Annotated in this window: 23 protein-coding genes; 15 read left to right on the top strand and 8 right to left on the bottom strand. The window is 70.2% G+C overall.

Translation table 11 applies throughout. The features are described 5' to 3' along the window. Positions 1 to 5 precede the first annotated feature (5 nt). On the bottom strand, positions 6 to 593 hold the full coding sequence (locus tag ACFV9J_RS14705; protein ID WP_385354046.1) for a Uma2 family endonuclease: 588 nt from the start codon (positions 591 to 593) through the stop codon (positions 6 to 8). 116 nt (positions 594 to 709) lie between these two features. Here ACFV9J_RS14705 and thpR point away from each other — a divergent pair, with 116 nt between their 5' ends. Next, on the top strand, positions 710 to 1,282 hold the full coding sequence (gene thpR / locus ACFV9J_RS14710) for an RNA 2',3'-cyclic phosphodiesterase (RefSeq protein WP_385354048.1): 573 nt from the start codon (positions 710 to 712) through the stop codon (positions 1,280 to 1,282). Between the two features lie 140 nt (positions 1,283 to 1,422). Here the strand turns inward: thpR and ACFV9J_RS14715 are convergent, their stop codons facing one another. Both ACFV9J_RS14715 and ACFV9J_RS14720 read right to left on the bottom strand, forming a co-directional pair. Further along, positions 1,423 to 2,415 carry an aldo/keto reductase gene (locus ACFV9J_RS14715; protein ID WP_385354050.1) on the bottom strand — a complete coding sequence of 331 codons (993 nt, stop codon included), beginning with the start codon at positions 2,413 to 2,415 and terminating at the stop codon, positions 1,423 to 1,425. 48 nt (positions 2,416 to 2,463) lie between these two features. Then, positions 2,464 to 3,051, bottom strand: coding sequence for a Uma2 family endonuclease (locus ACFV9J_RS14720; RefSeq protein WP_385354052.1), 588 nt, complete (start codon positions 3,049 to 3,051; stop codon positions 2,464 to 2,466). A gap of 90 nt (positions 3,052 to 3,141) precedes the next feature. On the opposite strand from ACFV9J_RS14720, the gene ACFV9J_RS14725 reads away from it, so the two are divergent. Beyond that, complete coding sequence (locus ACFV9J_RS14725) at positions 3,142 to 3,936, top strand: aminoglycoside adenylyltransferase family protein (RefSeq protein ID WP_385354054.1); 795 nt, start codon at positions 3,142 to 3,144, stop codon at positions 3,934 to 3,936. On the opposite strand, the gene ACFV9J_RS14730 is transcribed toward ACFV9J_RS14725, so the two are convergent. After that, a complete protein-coding gene (locus tag ACFV9J_RS14730) occupies positions 3,903 to 4,598 on the bottom strand; it encodes a GDSL-type esterase/lipase family protein (RefSeq protein ID WP_385354056.1) in 696 nt (231 codons plus the stop codon). The two genes, ACFV9J_RS14725 and ACFV9J_RS14730, sit on opposite strands and share 34 nt — an antisense overlap. Before the next feature lie 112 nt (positions 4,599 to 4,710). Here ACFV9J_RS14730 and ACFV9J_RS14735 point away from each other — a divergent pair, with 112 nt between their 5' ends. Beyond that, complete coding sequence (locus ACFV9J_RS14735) at positions 4,711 to 5,700, top strand: WD40 repeat domain-containing protein (RefSeq protein WP_385354058.1); 990 nt, start codon at positions 4,711 to 4,713, stop codon at positions 5,698 to 5,700. Here the strand turns inward: ACFV9J_RS14735 and ACFV9J_RS14740 are convergent. Then, positions 5,674 to 6,480 carry a TetR/AcrR family transcriptional regulator gene (locus ACFV9J_RS14740; protein ID WP_385354060.1) on the bottom strand — a complete coding sequence of 269 codons (807 nt, stop codon included), beginning with the start codon at positions 6,478 to 6,480 and terminating at the stop codon, positions 5,674 to 5,676. The genes ACFV9J_RS14735 and ACFV9J_RS14740 overlap by 27 nt on opposite strands. 96 nt (positions 6,481 to 6,576) lie before the next feature. On the opposite strand from ACFV9J_RS14740, the gene ACFV9J_RS14745 reads away from it, so the two are divergent. From ACFV9J_RS14745 to ACFV9J_RS14770, 6 genes are all read left to right on the top strand, one after another. After that, complete coding sequence (locus ACFV9J_RS14745; RefSeq protein WP_385354062.1) at positions 6,577 to 7,608, top strand: ATP-binding cassette domain-containing protein; 1,032 nt, start codon at positions 6,577 to 6,579, stop codon at positions 7,606 to 7,608. Further along, entirely contained in the window at positions 7,605 to 8,447 is an 843-nt protein-coding gene (locus ACFV9J_RS14750) for an ABC transporter permease (protein ID WP_385354064.1), read from the top strand. The genes ACFV9J_RS14745 and ACFV9J_RS14750 overlap by 4 nt, the downstream gene beginning before the upstream one ends. Positions 8,448 to 8,561: 114 nt before the next feature. Beyond that, positions 8,562 to 9,110 (top strand): hypothetical protein, encoded by a 549-nt coding sequence (locus ACFV9J_RS14755; RefSeq protein ID WP_385354066.1) that lies wholly within the window; start codon positions 8,562 to 8,564, stop codon positions 9,108 to 9,110. A 2-nt stretch (positions 9,111 to 9,112) separates the two neighbouring features. After that, entirely contained in the window at positions 9,113 to 10,312 is a 1,200-nt protein-coding gene (locus ACFV9J_RS14760; protein WP_385354068.1) for a sensor histidine kinase, read from the top strand. Continuing rightward, positions 10,309 to 10,989 carry a response regulator gene (locus ACFV9J_RS14765; protein ID WP_385354070.1) on the top strand — a complete coding sequence of 227 codons (681 nt, stop codon included), beginning with the start codon at positions 10,309 to 10,311 and terminating at the stop codon, positions 10,987 to 10,989. The genes ACFV9J_RS14760 and ACFV9J_RS14765 overlap by 4 nt, the downstream gene beginning before the upstream one ends. Positions 10,990 to 11,049: 60 nt before the next feature. Further along, entirely contained in the window at positions 11,050 to 11,427 is a 378-nt protein-coding gene (locus ACFV9J_RS14770; RefSeq protein WP_385354072.1) for a nuclear transport factor 2 family protein, read from the top strand. 31 nt (positions 11,428 to 11,458) lie between these two features. On the opposite strand, the gene ACFV9J_RS14775 is transcribed toward ACFV9J_RS14770, so the two are convergent. Both ACFV9J_RS14775 and ACFV9J_RS14780 read right to left on the bottom strand, forming a co-directional pair. Then, on the bottom strand, positions 11,459 to 11,926 hold the full coding sequence (locus ACFV9J_RS14775; RefSeq protein ID WP_385354107.1) for a hypothetical protein: 468 nt from the start codon (positions 11,924 to 11,926) through the stop codon (positions 11,459 to 11,461). An 88-nt stretch (positions 11,927 to 12,014) separates the two neighbouring features. Then, on the bottom strand, positions 12,015 to 12,248 hold the full coding sequence (locus ACFV9J_RS14780) for a DUF397 domain-containing protein (RefSeq protein WP_385354074.1): 234 nt from the start codon (positions 12,246 to 12,248) through the stop codon (positions 12,015 to 12,017). Between the two features lie 176 nt (positions 12,249 to 12,424). On the opposite strand from ACFV9J_RS14780, the gene ACFV9J_RS14785 reads away from it, so the two are divergent. Continuing rightward, on the top strand, positions 12,425 to 13,189 hold the full coding sequence (locus ACFV9J_RS14785) for a DUF6879 family protein (protein ID WP_385354076.1): 765 nt from the start codon (positions 12,425 to 12,427) through the stop codon (positions 13,187 to 13,189). An 18-nt stretch (positions 13,190 to 13,207) separates the two neighbouring features. Further along, complete coding sequence (locus ACFV9J_RS14790) at positions 13,208 to 14,056, top strand: helix-turn-helix domain-containing protein (RefSeq protein ID WP_385354078.1); 849 nt, start codon at positions 13,208 to 13,210, stop codon at positions 14,054 to 14,056. Between the two features lie 245 nt (positions 14,057 to 14,301). Here the strand turns inward: ACFV9J_RS14790 and ACFV9J_RS14795 are convergent, their stop codons facing one another. Beyond that, on the bottom strand, positions 14,302 to 14,721 hold the full coding sequence (locus ACFV9J_RS14795) for an ATP-binding protein (protein ID WP_385354080.1): 420 nt from the start codon (positions 14,719 to 14,721) through the stop codon (positions 14,302 to 14,304). Positions 14,722 to 14,859: 138 nt separating this feature from the next. Between ACFV9J_RS14795 and ACFV9J_RS14800 the strand changes: the two genes are divergently transcribed. The 4 genes from ACFV9J_RS14800 (at position 14,860) to ACFV9J_RS14815 (ending at position 17,380) form a co-directional block, all read left to right on the top strand. Further along, the gene (locus ACFV9J_RS14800; RefSeq protein ID WP_385354082.1) at positions 14,860 to 15,729 is read left to right on the top strand and encodes a helix-turn-helix domain-containing protein; all 870 of its coding nucleotides are present in this window, start codon (positions 14,860 to 14,862) and stop codon (positions 15,727 to 15,729) included. Next, positions 15,726 to 15,905 (top strand): DUF397 domain-containing protein, encoded by a 180-nt coding sequence (locus tag ACFV9J_RS14805; protein WP_031045225.1) that lies wholly within the window; start codon positions 15,726 to 15,728, stop codon positions 15,903 to 15,905. Before ACFV9J_RS14800 ends, ACFV9J_RS14805 begins: the two co-directional genes overlap by 4 nt. 159 nt (positions 15,906 to 16,064) lie before the next feature. Beyond that, a complete protein-coding gene (locus ACFV9J_RS14810) occupies positions 16,065 to 16,988 on the top strand; it encodes a hypothetical protein (protein WP_385354084.1) in 924 nt (307 codons plus the stop codon). Between the two features lie 152 nt (positions 16,989 to 17,140). Continuing rightward, entirely contained in the window at positions 17,141 to 17,380 is a 240-nt protein-coding gene (locus ACFV9J_RS14815) for a hypothetical protein (RefSeq protein WP_385354086.1), read from the top strand. Positions 17,381 to 17,461: the final 81 nt, after the last annotated feature.

Raw genomic sequence — 17,461 nt, forward strand, 5'->3', positions numbered from 1 at the left:
CCCGGTCAGTCGCGAGGGAAGTCGTCGGTCTTGAGGGTGAGGCCGACGACGGTCCCGGTCAGGTCGACGTCCTCGCCGAAGCCGAAGCTGACGGCGGCGTGGTACTTGCCGTCCTTGGGGAGGGTGTGGAGGTGCCACTCGCCGGAGTACGGGTCGACAATCAGGTACACCGGGACTTCGGCGGCGGCGTAGGTGTCCTTCTTGGGGCCGTAGTCGTTGGCCCCGGTGTCCTTGGAGATGACCTCGGCGACGAATTCGACGTCCTGATAGCGCCAGTGACCCTTGCCGTCCATGACCGACCCGTCGGCGAGGGCCGCGACGTCGCAAGCGAATCCGTTCAGCCGTCCGGGGAAGTCGATCCGCACGTCCGAGGCCAGGTGCTTGAATGCGTACTTGACGCGCAGTTGTTCCAGAATGCGGAAGACGATCTCAAAGTGATGGTGGCGCTGTGGCGACATGAATACGTGCCCCCCGACGATCTCGGTCTTGTAACCCTCGGGGACGGGCAACTTCTCAAGCCACTCGAACATGACGTCCAGAGTCAGCTCGACGCTCTCCTCGGCCATCTCGATCCTGTCGTCAAGGACGGTCATCGTGGCGCTCCTCCCCGGCTGCTCCCGACGCGAGTGCAGCCGCGCGGTACAACGATACGCACGGTGACCAGGACACGCGCGGGCGTACACGCGTTCTCCGGGGGAGACTGGCCTGCATGAGACTGTTCGCCGCCGTACTCCCCCCGGAGGGCGTCACCGCCGCCCTCGGCGCCGAGGTGGCCGCGCTGCGGAGGCTGCCGGGGGCGGACGGGCTGCGCTGGACCGGGCGTGACGGGTGGCACCTCACCGTCGCCTTCTACGGTGAGGTGGACGACGGTCTCGTGTCGGAGCTGTCGGCCCGGCTGGATCGGGCCGCACGCCGTACCGAACCCTTCGAGCTGGCGCTGCGTGGTGGCGGGCACTTCGGGCACGGGCGGGCGCTGTGGGCCGGTGTGGAGGGTGACCTCGCGACCCTGCGGCTGCTGGCCGATCGCGCGGAGTCGGCGGGGCGCAAGGCGGGCGTCGAGATGGGGGAGCACCGGCGCTACAAGCCTCACCTGACGGTGGCCCGCAGCCGCGACGCGTTCGACGTACGCCCTTACGTCGAGACGCTGGGCGGCTTCTCCAGCCGCACCTGGACCGTGACCGACCTGGCGCTGGTGCGCAGCCACCTGCCGGAGTCCGGCGTGCCGGGCGAGCAGCCCCGTTACGAGGTGGTCGCCCGCAGCCCGCTCGGCGCCGCCGGTTAGGCTCGGGGGCGTGGAACCGAAGACCCGTAACCGGATCATGGCCGGTGTGCTCGTGCTGATGCTCGTCGTGGTGGCGGTGGCGGCGGCCCTGGGCTGACAGGCCCCTGGGCGGCCGCCGCCGCGCCCACCACCTCACCCCGCTACCAGGCGAAGGCCTCCGGAGCGGGCCCCGGCCCCGGGAAGACCTCGTCGAGCCCGGTCAGCAGCTCGTCCGACAGCTCCAGCTCCACCGCCCTGAGTGCCGACGCGAGCTGCTCGGCGGTGCGCGGACCCACGATGGGGCCGGTCACGCCGGGCCGGGTCAGCAGCCACGCCAGCGCGGCCTCGCCCGGCTCGACGCCGTGCTTGTCGAGCAGGTCCTCGTACGCCTGGATCTGCGCCCGCTTCGCCGGGTCGGCCAGGGCGTCGGCGGCCCGTCCGGAGGCCCGGCGACCGCCCTGGACCTCCTTCTTGATGACCCCGCCGAGCAGCCCGCCGTGCAGCGGCGACCACGGGATGACGCCGAGGCCGTACTCCTGCGCGGCCGGGATCACCTCCATCTCGGCGCGGCGCTCGGCCAGGTTGTACAGGCACTGCTCGCTGACCAGGCCGATGGTCCCGCCGCGCCGGGCGGCGGTCTCGTTGGCCTGCGCGATCTTGTACCCGGGGAAGTTCGAGGATCCGGCGTACAGCACCTTGCCCTGCTGGACCAGCGCGTCGATGGCCTGCCAGATCTCGTCGAAACCGGTGGCGCGGTCGATGTGGTGGAACTGGTACAGGTCGATGTGGTCGGTCCGCAGCCGCTTGAGGCTGGCGTCGACCGCACGCCGGATGTTCACGGCGGACAGCTTGTCGTGGTTGGGCCACGCCTCGCCGTCGGCGCCCATGTTGCCGTACACCTTGGTGGCGATGACGGTCCGGTCGCGCCGGTCGCCGCCCTTCGCGAACCAGTTGCCGATGATCTCCTCGGTACGGCCCTTGTTCTCGCCCCAGCCGTACACGTTGGCGGTGTCGAAGAAGTTGATGCCGGCGTCCAGCGCCGTGTCCATGATGGCGTGGCTGTCGGCCTCCTCGGTCTGCGGACCGAAGTTCATGGTGCCGAGGACGAGCCGGCTGACCTTGAGTCCCGTGCGTCCGAGCTGCGTGTACTTCATGGTCCCCAAGCCAACGACTTGGAGTGCGCTCCAGGCAAGCGGGCCCGCTCAGTCGCGGGGGAAGCCCGCGGTGGGGAGTGTGAGGCCGAGGACGGTGTCGGTGAGGTCCAGGTCCGGCCCGAAGGCGAGCCGGAACTCGGCCGTGTAGTCCCCGTCCTTAGGCTGTGAGAAGACGTGGCAGCGCCCCTGGTAGGGGTCGGCGATGAGGTAGAGGGGGACCTCGGCTGCGGCGTAGGCGAGCTTTTTGGGGCCGTAGTCGTTGGCGGCGGTGCCCTGGGAGATGACCTCGGCCACGAACTCGACGTCCTGGTAGCGCCAGTGGCCCGTTTCGTCCTGCTTCGCGCCGTCGCGGAGCTTGGCCACGTCGGGGCAGAAGCCGTTCTTGTGGCCTGGGAAGTCGATGCGGACGTCCGAGAGGACCAGGACGTCCATGCCGAACCGGTCCTCGATGGGCCGTACCATCCGGCGGATGATTGCCCAATGCGTGTCGCGCTGCGGTGTCATGTGGACGTTGCCCCCGACGATCTCGACCCTGAATCCTTCGGGGACGGGCATCCGCTCCAGGCGCTCGAACCACGCATCCAAGCATTCCGTGTTGGCGTCGGCCATGGCGATCCTGTCTTCAAGGACGGTCATCGTGGCGCTCCTCCCCGGCTGACCCAACGACGAGCACAGCCGCGCGGTACAACGATACGCACGGCGACCAGGACACGGGAGGACGCGCATATGCCAGACCTGGAGCGGGACCGGGACCGCACCGATCACCTCGTCGCCCTCGTCCGGCGGCACCTCGACGAGGACGGCCACGTGCTCGGCGTCTACGCGCACGGCTCCGCCACCCTCGGCGGGCTGCGCCCGTACAGCGACCTCGATCTCCTCGTCGTCCTGGGGCGCCCGACGACGTACGGGCAACGCGCGCGACTCACCGAGGAGTTGCTCGGCGTGTCCGGCGGTGCGGGGCGTCCCGTCGAGCTGATCGCCGTCGTGCGGGACGAGGTCCGGCCCTGGCGGTATCCGCCCCGCCGGGAGTACCTGTACGGCGAGTGGCTGCGCGGCGCCTACGAACGCGGTGCCGTCCCGGAGCCGGAGGACGACCCCGACCTGGCCCCGCTGCTGACGATGGTGCTGCGCGCCGACGCCCCGCTGTACGGCCCGCCGCCCGCAACCCTCCTAGACCCCGTGCCCCACGGTGACCTACGGCGGGCGATCACCGCCGGGGTGCCGGAGCTGCTGGCCGAGCTGGAGCCGGACACGCGCAACGTGCTGCTCACCCTCGCCCGCGTCTGGAGCACGCTCGTCACCGGTGACATCCGGTCGAAGGACGCGGCGGCGGACTGGGCGCTGGGGCGGCTGCCCGCCTCGTACCGGCCGCCGCTCGCCCACGCGCGCGCCGTCTACCTCGGGCAGGAGACGGAGAACTGGAGCGGCCGGGCCGTGCGGGCCTGCGCAGACCGCCTGGTCCGGGAGATCCGGGAGATCCGGGCGGCCTACGGGGACGAAGGGGAAGGGCCGGGGGAGTAGGGCCCGCCGAGCCCCCACTCCTCGTCCAGCACCGTCGCGAAGGCCTGCGCGATCCGGTGCTCGCCGCGCTCGTTGGGGTGGGTGCCGTCGTAGGTGTCCGTGTGGAAGTCGTACGTGGGCGGCGGCGGGACGAGCAGCAGCGGGGAGCCCGCGTCGTCGAGGTCGGCGACGGTCTTCACGAGGAGTTCGTTGAAGTGGGCGACCTGCTCGGCGAAGGTCTCGTCGGCGTCCACCCGGATGTTGTGCAGCACCGGCATCACCGCCACGCGCACGCGCGGGTTCGCCGAGCGCGCGTTCGCCACGAAGGCGCGGACGTTGGCGGCGGTCTGCTCGGCGTTGGTGTAGAAGCCGAGGTCGATGAGGCCCAGCGAGACCAGGAGCACGTCCGCGCGGCAGGACCGTACCGTCTCCGCGATCAGCGGGGTCATGTGGTGCCAGCCCTCGCCCCAGCCGGCCAGGTGGGCGCGGGGGAAGCCGGGGGCGGCGTAGGCGCACGAGGTGGGGGCGTCCGTCACCCGGTCGTGGAGGGTCTCGCGCGGGCCGACGAAGGTGAAGGGGCGGCCGCAGGAGTCGCGCAGGTGCTGCCACAGCCGGTAGCGCCACGTGTGTTCGCCTGCGCTCCCGATCGTCATGGAGTCACCGACGAACATGAACCTGAGCATCCGCTCATCATGGACGATCGGCCTGGTCGACGCGATGTGAGCCCGACCACGCAGGGTGACCGAGGGGGTGACCGCCGACGTGAACGCCCGCGCGGGATGGCAGGCTTGGCGCATGCGCCGACCCTTCGCCCTCCTCGCCTCGGCCCTTCTCGTGGGTGCGTTCGCCGTGCCCGCCTCCGCGGCGGACGCGGACGACGGGCCCGCCGGGAGCGACGGGTTCACCATCAAGGACCCGCGCATCACCGAGTCCAGCGGCCTCGCCGCGTCCCGTCTGCACCCCGGCATCTACTGGACGCACAACGACCAGGACACCGGCCCGTACATCTACGCCGTGGACGGTGCCACCGGCGAGACCGTCGCCCGCGTCGCGCTGTCCGGCGTCGGCACGCCCCGCGACGTCGAGGCGATCGCCATCGGGCCCGGCAACAAGATCTTCGTCGGCGACATCGGCGACAACGACGGCGTGACCTGGCCGTACGTGTGGATCTACGAGCTGCCCGAGCCGACGGACCTGAAGGACCAGACCGTCAAGGCGACGCAGTACGTCGTGAAGTACACGGACGGTTCCCGCGACGCGGAGTCCATGCTGGTCCACCCGAAGACCGGGCGGGTCTACCTCATCGACAAGCACGAGGACGGCGGGCACCTGTACGAGGGCCCGGCCAAGCTCTCCCCCTCCGGCACCAACGTCTTCAAGCCCACCGTCCCCGTCGACCTCTGGGCCACGGACGCCGCCTTCTCCCCGGACGGTGAGCAGCTCGCCGTACGCGGCTACCTCGGGGGCATCTGGTACGACTGGAACGGCGGGAAGATCAAGCGCGGGGAGCGGATCAGCGTGCCCCTGGGACAGGGCGAGTCCGCCACCTACACCACCGACGGCAAGAAGCTGCTGCTCGGCATGGAGGGTGCCAACAGCCCCGTGAAGGCCGAGGACGTGCCCGGCGGCGGTGGCGACTCGGGCGGCGGATCGGGTTCCGGTTCCCATGCCTCGGGTGCGGACTCCGACGGTGCGGGCGGCAACACGCTCAAGGTGGGGGCGGTCGGGCTGCTCGTCGCGCTGGCCGCGCTGTTCGGGCTACGCCGGATCTTCCGGCGCCGCTGAGCCGACCCCCGCTGCGGGGCCGGCTGCCGCCCGTCGCGAGGCCACCAGCACCTCCAGCCCGTCCAGGATGCGCTGGAGCCCGAACTCGAAGTGGTCGAAGCCGGTGCCGAAGGCGTCCTCGGAGAGGGAGGAGAGCACGGGGTAGCGCCCGCTGCTCATGGCCTTCACCAGCACCGGCTCCTGGGCCGCCCAGAACTCCGCGTCCGTCAGCCCGGACCCGCGCTCGGCCTCCCGCTCGTACACCTGCGTGCGGGCGGCCCCGACGACGTACCCGTCGATCATGACGATCACCGAGACCAGCTCGGGGTCGGTCAGGCCCATCGGCTTGATCCGGGCGAGCACCTTCTCCATGCCGTCCAGGGCGGACGGGCCGAGGACCGGGCGGGACTGGTTGACCTCCAGCAGCCAGGTGTGGCGGCGGTAGAGGGCGAGCGCGGCGTGGCCGAGGGCGTGCAGGGCCGAGCGCCAGCCGCCGTCGCCGAGGTCGGCCGGGTTCTCGGAGGGGCGCTGCACGCGGTCCAGCATCAGGTCGAGCAGCTCGCCCTTGCCGGGGACGTAGCGGTACAGGGACATCGTGCCGGTGCCCAGCTCGGTGGCGATCCGGCGCATCGAGACCGCGCCCAGACCGTCCCGGTCCGCGACCTCGACGGCGACCTCCACGATCCGCTCCAGCGTCAGGCCCGGCCTCGGGCCCCGGCTGGGGCGTCGGCCGGTGTGCCACAACAGTTCGAGGGTGCGGCCGATGTCGCCGCTGCCGCTGGTCTCCGTACCGCTTGCCATGGGGTCAGTTTAAGTCCGCGCCGAAAAACTGAGTACGGCGTACGCGCAATCGGGTACGGTGTACTCAGTTAGGGAACGGAAGGGGGACTGGGACCCATGAGCGAGCGACACGCGGTACGGGCCGAGGGTCTGGAGAAGCGCTACGGCGACAAACGCGCCCTGGACGGCTTCGACCTGACCGTCCGCGAGGGCACCGTGCACGGCCTGCTCGGGCCGAACGGCGCGGGCAAGACCACGGCCGTGCGCATCCTGTCCACGCTGATCAGGCTGGACGGGGGACGGGCCGAGGTGGCGGGCCTCGACCTCGCCCGGCAGGCACGTGAGGTGCGGGCGCGGATCGGCCTCACCGGCCAGTACGCGGCCGTGGACGAGGTGCTCACCGGCCGGCAGAACCTGGAGATGTTCGGGCGCCTGTTCCACCTGGGCGGCAGGCGGGCCCGGGCCCGCGCGGTCGAGCTGCTGGAGCAGTTCGACCTGACCGACGCCGCCGACCGGGGCGTGGGCAAGTACAGCGGCGGCATGCGGCGGCGCCTGGACCTCGCGGCGTCGATGATCCTCGCCCCGTCCGTGCTGTTCCTGGACGAGCCGACGACGGGCCTGGACCCCCGCAGTCGCGGCGAGGTCTGGGAATCGGTCCGCGAGCTGGTGGCGAGCGGCACGACGGTGCTGCTGACCACGCAGTACCTGGAGGAGGCCGACAAGCTCGCCTCCCGCATCACCGTCATCGACCGGGGCCGGGCCATCGCCGACGACACCCCGGACGGGCTGAAGAACCTGGTCGGCGGCGACCGGATCGAGGTCGTGGTCGCCGACCGGGCCGAGATCCCACGGGTGGTGAAGACGGTCGCCCGGGTCTGCAAGGGCGAACCCGAGGTCGAAGAGGAGGCGCTGCGCGTGCACGCCCCGGTCACCGACCGGGTGTCGGCCCTGACCGAGGTGGCGCGCACCCTCCAGGACGAGGGCGTCTCCGTCGAGGACATCGGCCTGCGCAGGCCGAGCCTCGACGACGTGTTCCTGCGCCTGACCGGCCACCGGTCGAGCGTGGAGCCCGCGCGGAACGCGGACAAGGAGAAGAAGGAGAAGGCGAAAAAGAAGGAGAAGGAGAAGAAGGAGGCGGTGGCGGCATGAGCGCCCTCGACGTCGACAGCGCGGCCGCTCCGGTGACGGCCCCGCCCGAGCGCGGCCGCCTCTACTGGCTGCTCGCCGACTGCGCCAACATCGTCCGCCGCGGCCTGACCCACTACCAGCGCCAGCCCGTCAACATCGCCTGGCAGCTGGGCTTCCCGATCCTGTCGGTCCTCCTCTACGGCTATGTCTTCGGCAGCGCGATGACGGTGCCCGGCGGCGGGGACTACAAGGACTTCCTGATGCCGGGCATGTTCGTGATGACCATGGCCTTCGGCTTCATCAACACCGCGACCGTGGTCGTGTACGACTCCACAAAGGGGGTCATCGACCGTTTCCGCTCCATGCCGATGGCGTCCTCGGCGGTGGTGGCCGGGCGCGGGGTGACCGATCTGGTCGTGGCCTGCGCGGAGTTGGCCATCATGATGCTGACGGCGATGGCCATGGGCTGGCGCCCGGACGGCGGCTGGGGCTTCGTGGCGGCCTTCGGTCTGCTGCTGTGGCTGCGCTTCGCGCTGATCTGGATCGGCGTGTGGCTGGGCCTCCTGGTCCCCAACCCGGAGGCGGCGGGCGGCCTGTTCGCGGTGGCCTTCCCGCTGACGATGATCTCCAGCATCTTCGTCGCCCCGCAGCTCATGCCCGACTGGCTGGGCTGGGTGGCCGCGTGGAACCCGATCTCGTCCACGGCGGCGGCGGCCCGCGACCTGTTCGGCACGCCGGTCGGCGGTGGCGACTCTTGGGTGGAACAGCACGCGCTGCTGATGGCGGGCGTGTGGCCGGTGGTGCTGACGGCGATCTTCCTGCCGCTGGCGGTACGCAGGTTCCAGCGGCTGAGCCGGTAGGGCCGTTCGGGGCGTACGGGCCGGGGGTGGAGACCGGGGGAGCGGCGGATCTCCACCCCCGGCTCCACCCTTGGGTCCAGGTGTCGCGGCCCTGGTCGGAGGAGCCTTGAGGGCATGACAACGACTGAGTGGATCACCGACATCGCCCTCGTTCTGGTCGTCTTCCGGCAGCTGCGGGAAGGCCGGCTCGACCGCAGGACCTTCCTGATCCCGCTGGGGATCGTGGCCGTCGTGGCGTACTCGTACCTGGACTCCGTCCCGACCGAGGGCAACGACCTCGTCCTGATCGCGGCCCTCACCGCCGTGGGCGCCGCGCTCGGCGTCGCGGGTGGCGTCTACACCCGGATCCGGACCCTCGACGGGCACCTCGTGATCAAGGCGGGCGCGGTGTCGGCGATCCTGTGGGTGCTGGGCATGGGCGCCCGCATGGGCTTCCAGGTCTGGGTCGAGCACGGCGGCGGCGCCGACGACGTCGCCCGGTTCAGCATCGACCACCACATCACGAGCGACCAGGCCTGGGTGGCGGCGTTCGTCCTGATGGCGGTCACCGAGGTGGTCACGAGGGTGGCCACGATCTACGTACGCAGCCGCGCCCGGGCCACGACCGGAGCTCCCACCGCCTCCGCCGCCTCCGCCGCGCCGGTCCTCGACCGTACGGCCTGACCGTGCGCTATGTTCTGCCGGTGGCCGCCACCGAGAACCCTCCGCCCCCGGACCCGGGGGCGGACCCGCGTCCGGTCCCCGGCCAGGACCCGCGGGTGCAGTGGGGCCTGAGCCTCGCGGTCGTCGCCGTGGGAGCCCTGACGATCCGGCCCATGGGATTCAGCGGCCAGGGCCTGGCGGTCGCCGCCCTCTTCGTGGTCAACTCCGCGGCGCTGCTCGGCCGGGGCGTGCCCGAGCACCGGGTCCCCCCACGGCTGGCGCTCGCCTGGCTCTCGTCCGGCATCGTCGCGGCGGCCGCCCTGCTCGGCGTCAGCGACAGCGGCACGGGCTACCTGTTCGCCTACTTCCTCGCCGGGCACATCGGCTACCGGCTCGACACCAGGCGGGCCCTCACCCTCGCCGCGGCATGCTCCCTGCTCTGCGCCGCCGTCCTGTACTTCCACCTCGGGCCGGGAGACCCGGAGTTGCCCTGGCTGCTCGGCCTCACCACCGGCGTCCCGGTCGCGGTCGGCATCCTCAACCGCACCCAGCGCCAGGCCGTACGGTCGGCGCTCTCGGCCGCCGAGTCGGCGGAACGCGCCGCCCGCGCGGAGGCGAGGACCGCCGTCCTCACCGAGCGCGGCCGGATCGCCCGGGACGTGCACGACGTCCTCGCGCACTCCCTCGCCGGCATCAACATGCAGCTGGAACTGGCCGACGCACTGCTCGACACCGGCGACCTGGAGAAGGTCAGGGAGGCCACCACCAAGGCCCACGGCCTGGTCAAGGAGAGCCTGAAGCAGGCGCAGTGGACCGTGCACGCGCTGCGGGAGGACGCGCTGCCGCTGCTGGAGAGCCTGACCGCGATGGTGGAGTCGGCGGGTCACCACGACGCCCTCACCGTCGCCGGCACCGTCCGCGAGGTGCCGGCCCGGGTGACCCAGAACCTGCTGCGGATCGCCCAGGAGGCGTTGACCAACGCGGCCCGGCACGCACCCGGCGGAAAGGTCGGGGTGGACCTGACGTTCACCGCGTCGTCGCTCACACTGAGGATCCGCAACCGGCCCGCCACCCGTGCGGTGACCCCGGGGGTCGGCAGCGGAATGGGGTTGATCGGCATGCGCGAGCGCGTCGCCCTGCTGGGCGGGAGCGTCAGCGCGGGGCCGGTCACCGAGGGACCGGACCAGGGCGGCTGGCAGGTGGAGACGGTGATTCCAGGATGAGCGAACGGACCGAGGAAGAAACGCGGTTGAAGGTGATCGTCGCCGACGACCAGGCCGCCGTGCGGGAGCCGCTCGCCGCGGTGCTCGGCCTGGCCGAGGACATCGACGTCGTAGCGGCGGCCGCGGACGGCACCGAGGTACTGGCGGCGGTGGCCGCCGGCCCCGTCGACGTGGTGCTGATGGACCTGCGCATGCCCGTACTGGACGGCATCGAGACGACCCGCCGCCTGACCGAGGAGCACCCGGAGGTGGCGGTGGTCGTCCTGACCACCTTCGCCGACGACGAGTCGATCCTGGGCGCGCTCGGCGCGGGCGCCCGCGGCTACCTGACCAAGAACGCGGGACGCCAGGACATCACCCGGGCGATCCGGGCCGCGGGCGCGGGCCAGTCCGTACTCGACGGCGAGGTCCAGGCCCGCCTGCTCGCCACGGCCAGGACGAAGGCGACGCCCGCCCCGGGCGAGGCGGCCCGTCAGCCCCTGCCGGACGACCTCACACCCCGCGAACGCGAGGTCCTCACCCTCATCGGCCAGGGCCTGTCCAACCGGGGCATCGCGGAGAAGCTCTTCATCAGCGAGGCCACGGTCAAGACCCACATCAACAACCTGTTCGCCAAGGCCCACATCCGCGATCGCGCGGACGCCGTCCGGCGCGCCATCGGGGCGGGGCTGGCCTGAGGAACAACCGACCTGCCGTTTGACGAGGCCCTTGTCAGACCGGTGTGAAAGGCTCCGCCGATGGAATCGTCAAAGGTCGTCGAGACACTGTGGGACCGGATCCAGGCCCGCGACTGGGCGGGCGTCGCCGGGTTGATCGCCGAGGACGTCGTTGTCGAGTGGCCGATCAGCCTCGAACGCATCGTCGGCCGGGAGAACTTCGTCGCGGTCAACCGTGAATACCCGGAAGGCTGGTCGATTCGCGTCCTCAAGGTGGTGGCCGAGGGCGACGAGGTCGTCTCCGAGGTGGAAGTGCCGCACGACACTCTCGGCGTCTTCCGCGCGGCGTCGTTCTGGACCGTCCGCGACGGGCGGGTCGTTCGCGGGACGGAGTACTGGACGAGCCTGGGGGCCGACCGGCGGCCCGCCTGGCGGGCTGCCCTCGTCGAACCGATGTAGCGCGGCGGGCTCCCGCTCCTCCCTGCCCCGTTCACAGCACGGGGCAGGGCGGAGCGGGAGTTGCGTCCTGCGAGGAGCAGGCCACCAGGGCGAGGGACAGAAACGTCGGGCGTTCGAGGTAATGGCCCAGGGACACGTCTCCGCCCCACCGCAGCCGTGCCTCCGCCGAGGTGATGAGGGCGGACAGACGGCAGGCGTCACGCTGAGCGTCGGACAGGAAGCGGGGCGCGTACTCGGTCAGGCGTTCACGGAGCCATGCTGCGGCGTCCCGCGCGTCGGACCAGGTGCCGCGCACCTGTACGGGCGGCTTGCGCAGCCAGTTCCGCGTTTCCAGCGGGGGCAGGTCGCAGGACGGGAACTCGGCGGCCACCTCGCGATACCGCTGGACCAGCTCCGGCCGGCCCCCGGCGGGCGGCGGCTCGGGGTGCGGAGGACGCCGTAGGGCCTCCTGGTCGAAGCGGGACTTGGGGCCGATCCAGAGGTAGCCGTGGTGATGCAGGTGTCGCACCGGCAGTCCTTCGGTTCTTCGGGCCCCTCCTCCCGGCGAGGCGGCCGGGAGGAGGGGCCAGAGGAGTGCGGGGCGGTAGTCAGAGGGCCAGACCGAAGCGGGTCGGGTCGATCCCGGCCACGCTCAGCTCCTCGGTCGTGAACCGAAGCGGCTCGGCGTCCGGCCGCTTGCTGTCACCGAGGGCCCAGGCGTCGCTGCCGATGCGGGCGAGGATCACGCAGGACTCGCCGTCCGGGTGCGTGTTGCCACCGCACGCCGTCGCGAACGAGGCGTCGGTGAGGTCGAGTCGGTAGAGGTCGTTTCGGTGCGACATTGCTGTCCCTTCCTGGTCGGGGTGGTTTGGGGACGACCGTAGGGAGGGGCAGGGGAGCAGCGGGGCGAATATTCTTCGATATTCTCGCACCGTCACTCTGAATGCATGGACATTCACTCAGAGGAACCGACAAGCTGGGTGCGCAACATCCTTTAGACCCAAGGCGGTTGGTGCGTATGACACGCAGGTTGCGGTTCAACGGGACGGGGAGCAACGGTGGCGGATGCCCGTCCGTACACGAGGACGTGGACAGCGGCGAGGTGATCGTGCACGGGCCCCCGCTCGGTCAGGAGGATGTCGCCCAACTGCAGCACCTTTCGGAGGGCGAGGTCGCCGTGGTGGTGCCGCGCGACCTGCTGGTGGACTGGACCCCGAAGGAGCGGACTCGGCAGGTACGGACGATCGATCTCGACGAGTTCGCCGGCCTGTTCGGCAAGTTCGAGCACACCGCATGGCGCCTGGAGACGCGGCGGCGGTACGCGAGCGACGAGGACGGAGACTCCTGGAAGCAGTTCATGGAGGCCGGACGAGTCGCGGAGGACTGGTCCAAGGGCGATTCGGTAAGTGCCTTCCGCAAGACGATCCAGGCCCAGACGGCACTCGGAAAGCGCATCGAGCGGGTGCGGCTGGTGGATGTGCCGCCCACCACCGGTCAGCGCTACCTGTTGGAGCACGCCCGGTGGAACATCGAGTCGGGCGAGGACATCCGCAACATGCGGCGTGCCGACGCGGACCGGCTCCGGCTCCCCGCCGAGGACTTCTGGCTCTTCGACAGCCGCCTCGTCGCGCTCCTGCGCTTCGATGACGACGATCAGCTCACACACGTGGATCTGATCACCGAGCCCGCAGAGGTGGTGCGCTGCTGCATGCTGCGGGACGCTGCTTGGCACCACGCCGTACCGTGGAAGCAATTCATGGCGGAGATGCGCAGCGAGATGTAGGGGCAAGAGCGGATACCGGTGAGCACGGACTATCAGAGAGCGCGTGAGGAACTGGGGCGAAGGCTGCGGGAACTGCGCGCCGAGAGTCCTGATGGCCGGCTCACCGGTACGGCACTGGCCCGGCGCCTGGGGTGGCCTCAGTCGAAGGTCAGCAAACTGGAGAGCGGCAGGCAGAGCCCCACGAAGGACGACCTCAGGGCCTGGGCCGAGGCGGTGGGGCAGCCTGCCGCTTTCGATGAGCTACAGGCTCGCCTGAAGGGATTCGAGAGCCACATCCGGTCCTGGCGGCGACTGCTCGCGGCGGGGCACGCTCCTGTGCAGGAGACATGGAATGCCGTCGTCGGCGAGACGCGAACGCTGCATGTGTGGGACGGCCATGTCGTCAACGGTCTCTTGCAGACGGCCGACTACGCCAGAAGCCTGTTCGCGTCGCATGCAGGGCTCCGCCGTTCACCGCAGGACACGGAGAACGCGGTGCGCGCCCGTTTGAAGCGGCAGGAGTGGCTGTACCGGCCAGGCAAGCGGTTGAACCTGCTGATGTGGGAGGCCGCACTTCAGTCTCGCGTGTGTCCGCCGGAAGTCCTGGCCGCTCAACTGGACCGGCTGCTCGGCGTGGTGGGCATGGACACCGTCCACCTGGGGATCGTCCCCTTGGACAGTCCGTTGCGCGTTCCGGCCGGGAACGGCTTCTGGGTAATGGACGACCGGCTGGTCACGGTCGAGGACTGGCACGCCGAACTCTGGCTCGACGATGCTGAAACGATCGCTCTGTACCGCCGGGCCTGGGACGCCCTCGCGGAGTCAGCCGTCTACGGCGTGGAGGCGCAGCAGGTGATCGCGCGGGTGCGACGCGGTATCAAGGCCTGAGGACATACGGCCGCACCACGTCGTCCTCGGTCTGCCAGACCGGCGGAGACGATGTGCCGGGCGAGGGCCAGCAGGACTCGTCCCTCGGGTGCGGCAGGTAACGCCCCGCCGCTCGGCAGCGTTTGTGCCAACGGCGCCAGCGGGCGTCGTAGGGGCTGAGGAGTGGCCACACGTAGGGGTCCGGTTCGCGCACCTCACGGGCGAGCGTCGCCGCCGTCCTGTCGGTGCGTCGCCGGGTGAGCGCGTCACGGAGCCGCCGGAGCCACATCGCGCCTCCCCGTGAGGCTGAACCGCACCCAGACGCACTTGGTGTACGGGTCCTGTCTGCACCCCCAGTCGTCCGACAACGCCGATACGAGAGCCAGCCCGCGTCCGCCCTCCTCGTCGGGGCCGGAGTCGTGGAGCCGGGGGAGCCGGTCCCGGTCCGGGTCGGAGACCTCCAGGACCAGGTCCGGGCCGTCCAGGGTGAGGGTGACGCCGACCTGCGCGTACGAGGTGCGGCAGTGCAGTACGGCATTGGCGACGAGTTCGCCGGCCAGCAGGAGGACGGAATCGGCGAGTTCGTCGGCGACGCCCCAGTCGGCGAGGGCCTTGTGTAAACGCTGCCGGGCTGTCGGCACGTGTCGCCTGTGCTTCGGGACGAGGAAGGTCTCGGTTGCGGGCATGGGCTGAAGCTAGAGCTGGATCTGAGATCTGCGCAATCAAAACCGAGAAATATATGCACCGGTCTAACTCGATCGTGTGATTCTTGCGTCAAATCGAGCCGCTGTATGGCAAGGTTGCCGCCGAACAGGGGAGGACTCATGCCCGCAGGTGGACGACCGACCGTACGCAGCAGGCGACTTGGCACGGCTCTCAGGCAGTTCCGGTTGTCCGCGAAACTGGATCAGCCGCAGGCCGCAGAGATCATTGCGTCGAGTCAGGCCAGGATCAGCCGTATCGAGAGCGGACATGCCACGCCTCGCGTCATCGAGGTACGGCTTCTCCTAGACGCGTTCGGCGTTCGGGACGCGGAAGTCCGCTCGAAACTGGAGGACTTGGCCAAGCACTCCAAGAACCGAGGCTGGTGGCTGGAGCATGCCGAGCACCTGCGGCCGGACTACGCGGACCACATCGCCCTGGAAGACGACGCGACCTATATCCGGGAGTGGCAGCCGGTCATGGTGCCCGGCCTTCTACAGACACAGGCCTACGCGGAGGCCGTCGTCGCCGGTGGTCCGCACTACCTCGCGCCGGAGCGGATCGCCGAGTTGGTGAAGGTGAGGTTGGCCAGGCAAGCGAAGATCGAGGAGGGCGGTGCGTCGTACACCGTCATTCTCTGGGAGGCGGTCCTAACGCACCCACTGGTGAGACCCGAGGTTCATCGGGAGCAGTTGTTGGCCGTCCTTGAGGTGGGGCAGCGCAAGAACGTCACCGTGCAGGTGCTGCCGTTCAGCGCGGGCGTCCTGGCCGGGTACTCCTCCGCCTTCTATTCCTTCAGCTTTGACGAGGAGCCCACGGTCGAAGCCGTGGCCATGGACAACCTGCGAGGCACGTCGGTCCTGGAGGGCGCCGAGGACCTCGCCGCTTACGCCAACGCCTACGACGTACTACGATCGTCGGCATTGGCACCGGACGCGAGTGCGAAGCTCATCCGGGGCATACTCCGGAGCTTGAAGGAAGACGCATCGTGACCGAGGTCGTAAGCCCCTTCTGGAAGTCGTCGTACTCGGGTCAGGAGAACGCCTGCGTCGAAGTCGCCGACACGGCCCCCGGCGGTCGCGCCGTCCGCGACAGCAAACAGCAGGACGGCCCCCTGCTCACCGTCTCCCGCGACGGCTGGCAGGCCTTCCTGCGCCAGTTCGCGTAGGCATCGCACGTACGAAGGGCGCCCGGCGGGGGATCCGCCGGGCGCCCTTCGTCTTGCGTGCCGACCGACTTGTCATAGTCCCCTGGCATGTTCACTCGTACGGCTGAGTCGGACCCGAATCCCCGCGCTTAATGTGCCCATGCGATTACGTTCCGTCGCATGGTCAGTTCACCGCATGAAGCGCTGCACCGGATCTTCCGCGTGGATCCGGGGCTGTTCGCCCGGCTGTTGCCGCGGGCGGGCATCGGGTTTCCGGAGCACACCGCGATCGAGCCCCTGGACACCGATCTCACCGAGATCAGGCCGCTTGAGCGCCGCGTGGACAGTGTGTTCCGGGTACGTGTGCCCGGTGAGGAGGGCGGCTTCGTGCTCGCCGTCGAGTCGCAGGGCAAGCCGGATCCGGACAAGCACAACAGCTGGACCTACTACTTGGCCCACATGTACGCCAAGTACCGGTTGCCGCCGTTCCTTCTGGTGGTGTGCAAGGACAAGGCGACCGCGGCCTGGGCGTCGGAACCGATCCGTGTCGGGCGTGGCTTCCACACCAGCATGGTCGTCTTCCCGCTGGTCCTGGGGCCTGGAATCCTCCCCGTGATCACGGAGCCGGACGAGGCGGCCCGAGACCTCGGAGTCGCCGTCTTCTCCGCACTCGCCTACGCCACGGACCCGGGACTGACTGCGATACTGGACGCGCTGGCGTCAGGAGTGGCGGACGACGCGGGGAAGACCGGGTCCGGGGACGTGGACCGGGTGGACTGGGCGGAGATCGTCGAAATCGGACTGGGTGAAGGCCCGGGTCGTGAGTACTGGAGGAATCTGATGGCCACTTACACCCCGAACTTCCCGGGCAGCAATTCGATCGTCGAGGAGTCCTGGCTCGATGGCCGCGCCAAGGGCCAGAGCGAGGGCAGGGCCGAGGGCAAGGCCGATGCCGTTCTGGGCATCCTCAAGGCGCGAGGTATTGAGATCTCCGGCTCTGTCCGGGAGCGGGTCACCGAGTGCACCGATCTCGACGTGCTGGGTACCTGGCTCGGCCGCTCCCTCAGCGTGGCACGCGCCGAGGAGCTGTTCGTCGAGGAGTAAGAGCGTACGGCTACGCGGAAGGCGTCCCGCGGATGAACTGCTGGGCACCCTTCGTCCGGCGTGCCGGGAACGGCTGTGGCTTCTCGGTCAGTGGAGGCGACCGCGTCGTCTGCGCCGAGGATGCGGGACTACCTGAGTACTGGAGGAGCCTGATGGCCGCTTACACCCCGAACTTCCCGGGCAGTAACTCGATCGTCGAGGAGTCCTGGCTCGAAGGCCGTGCCAAGGGCAAGGCGGAGGGCATTCTGCGCATCCTCGAGGTGCGTGGTGTCGAGACCTCCGACGCCGTCCGGGACCGGGTCACCGCCTGCACCGATCTCGACGTCCTGGGCACCTGGCTCGACCGCTCCCTCAGCGTGGCACGCGCCGAGGAACTGTTCGCCGAGGAGTAGGGCGTCCGGATGCGCGGAGGGGGGCCGGCGGGGGCAACCCCCGGGGGCCCCCCCCCGGGGTAGGGGGGGGGGGGGGGGATT

The sequence above is a fragment of the Streptomyces sp. NPDC059906 genome, assembly GCF_042730645.1.
Classification (GTDB): Bacteria; Actinomycetota; Actinomycetes; order Streptomycetales; family Streptomycetaceae; genus Streptomyces; species Streptomyces rubrogriseus.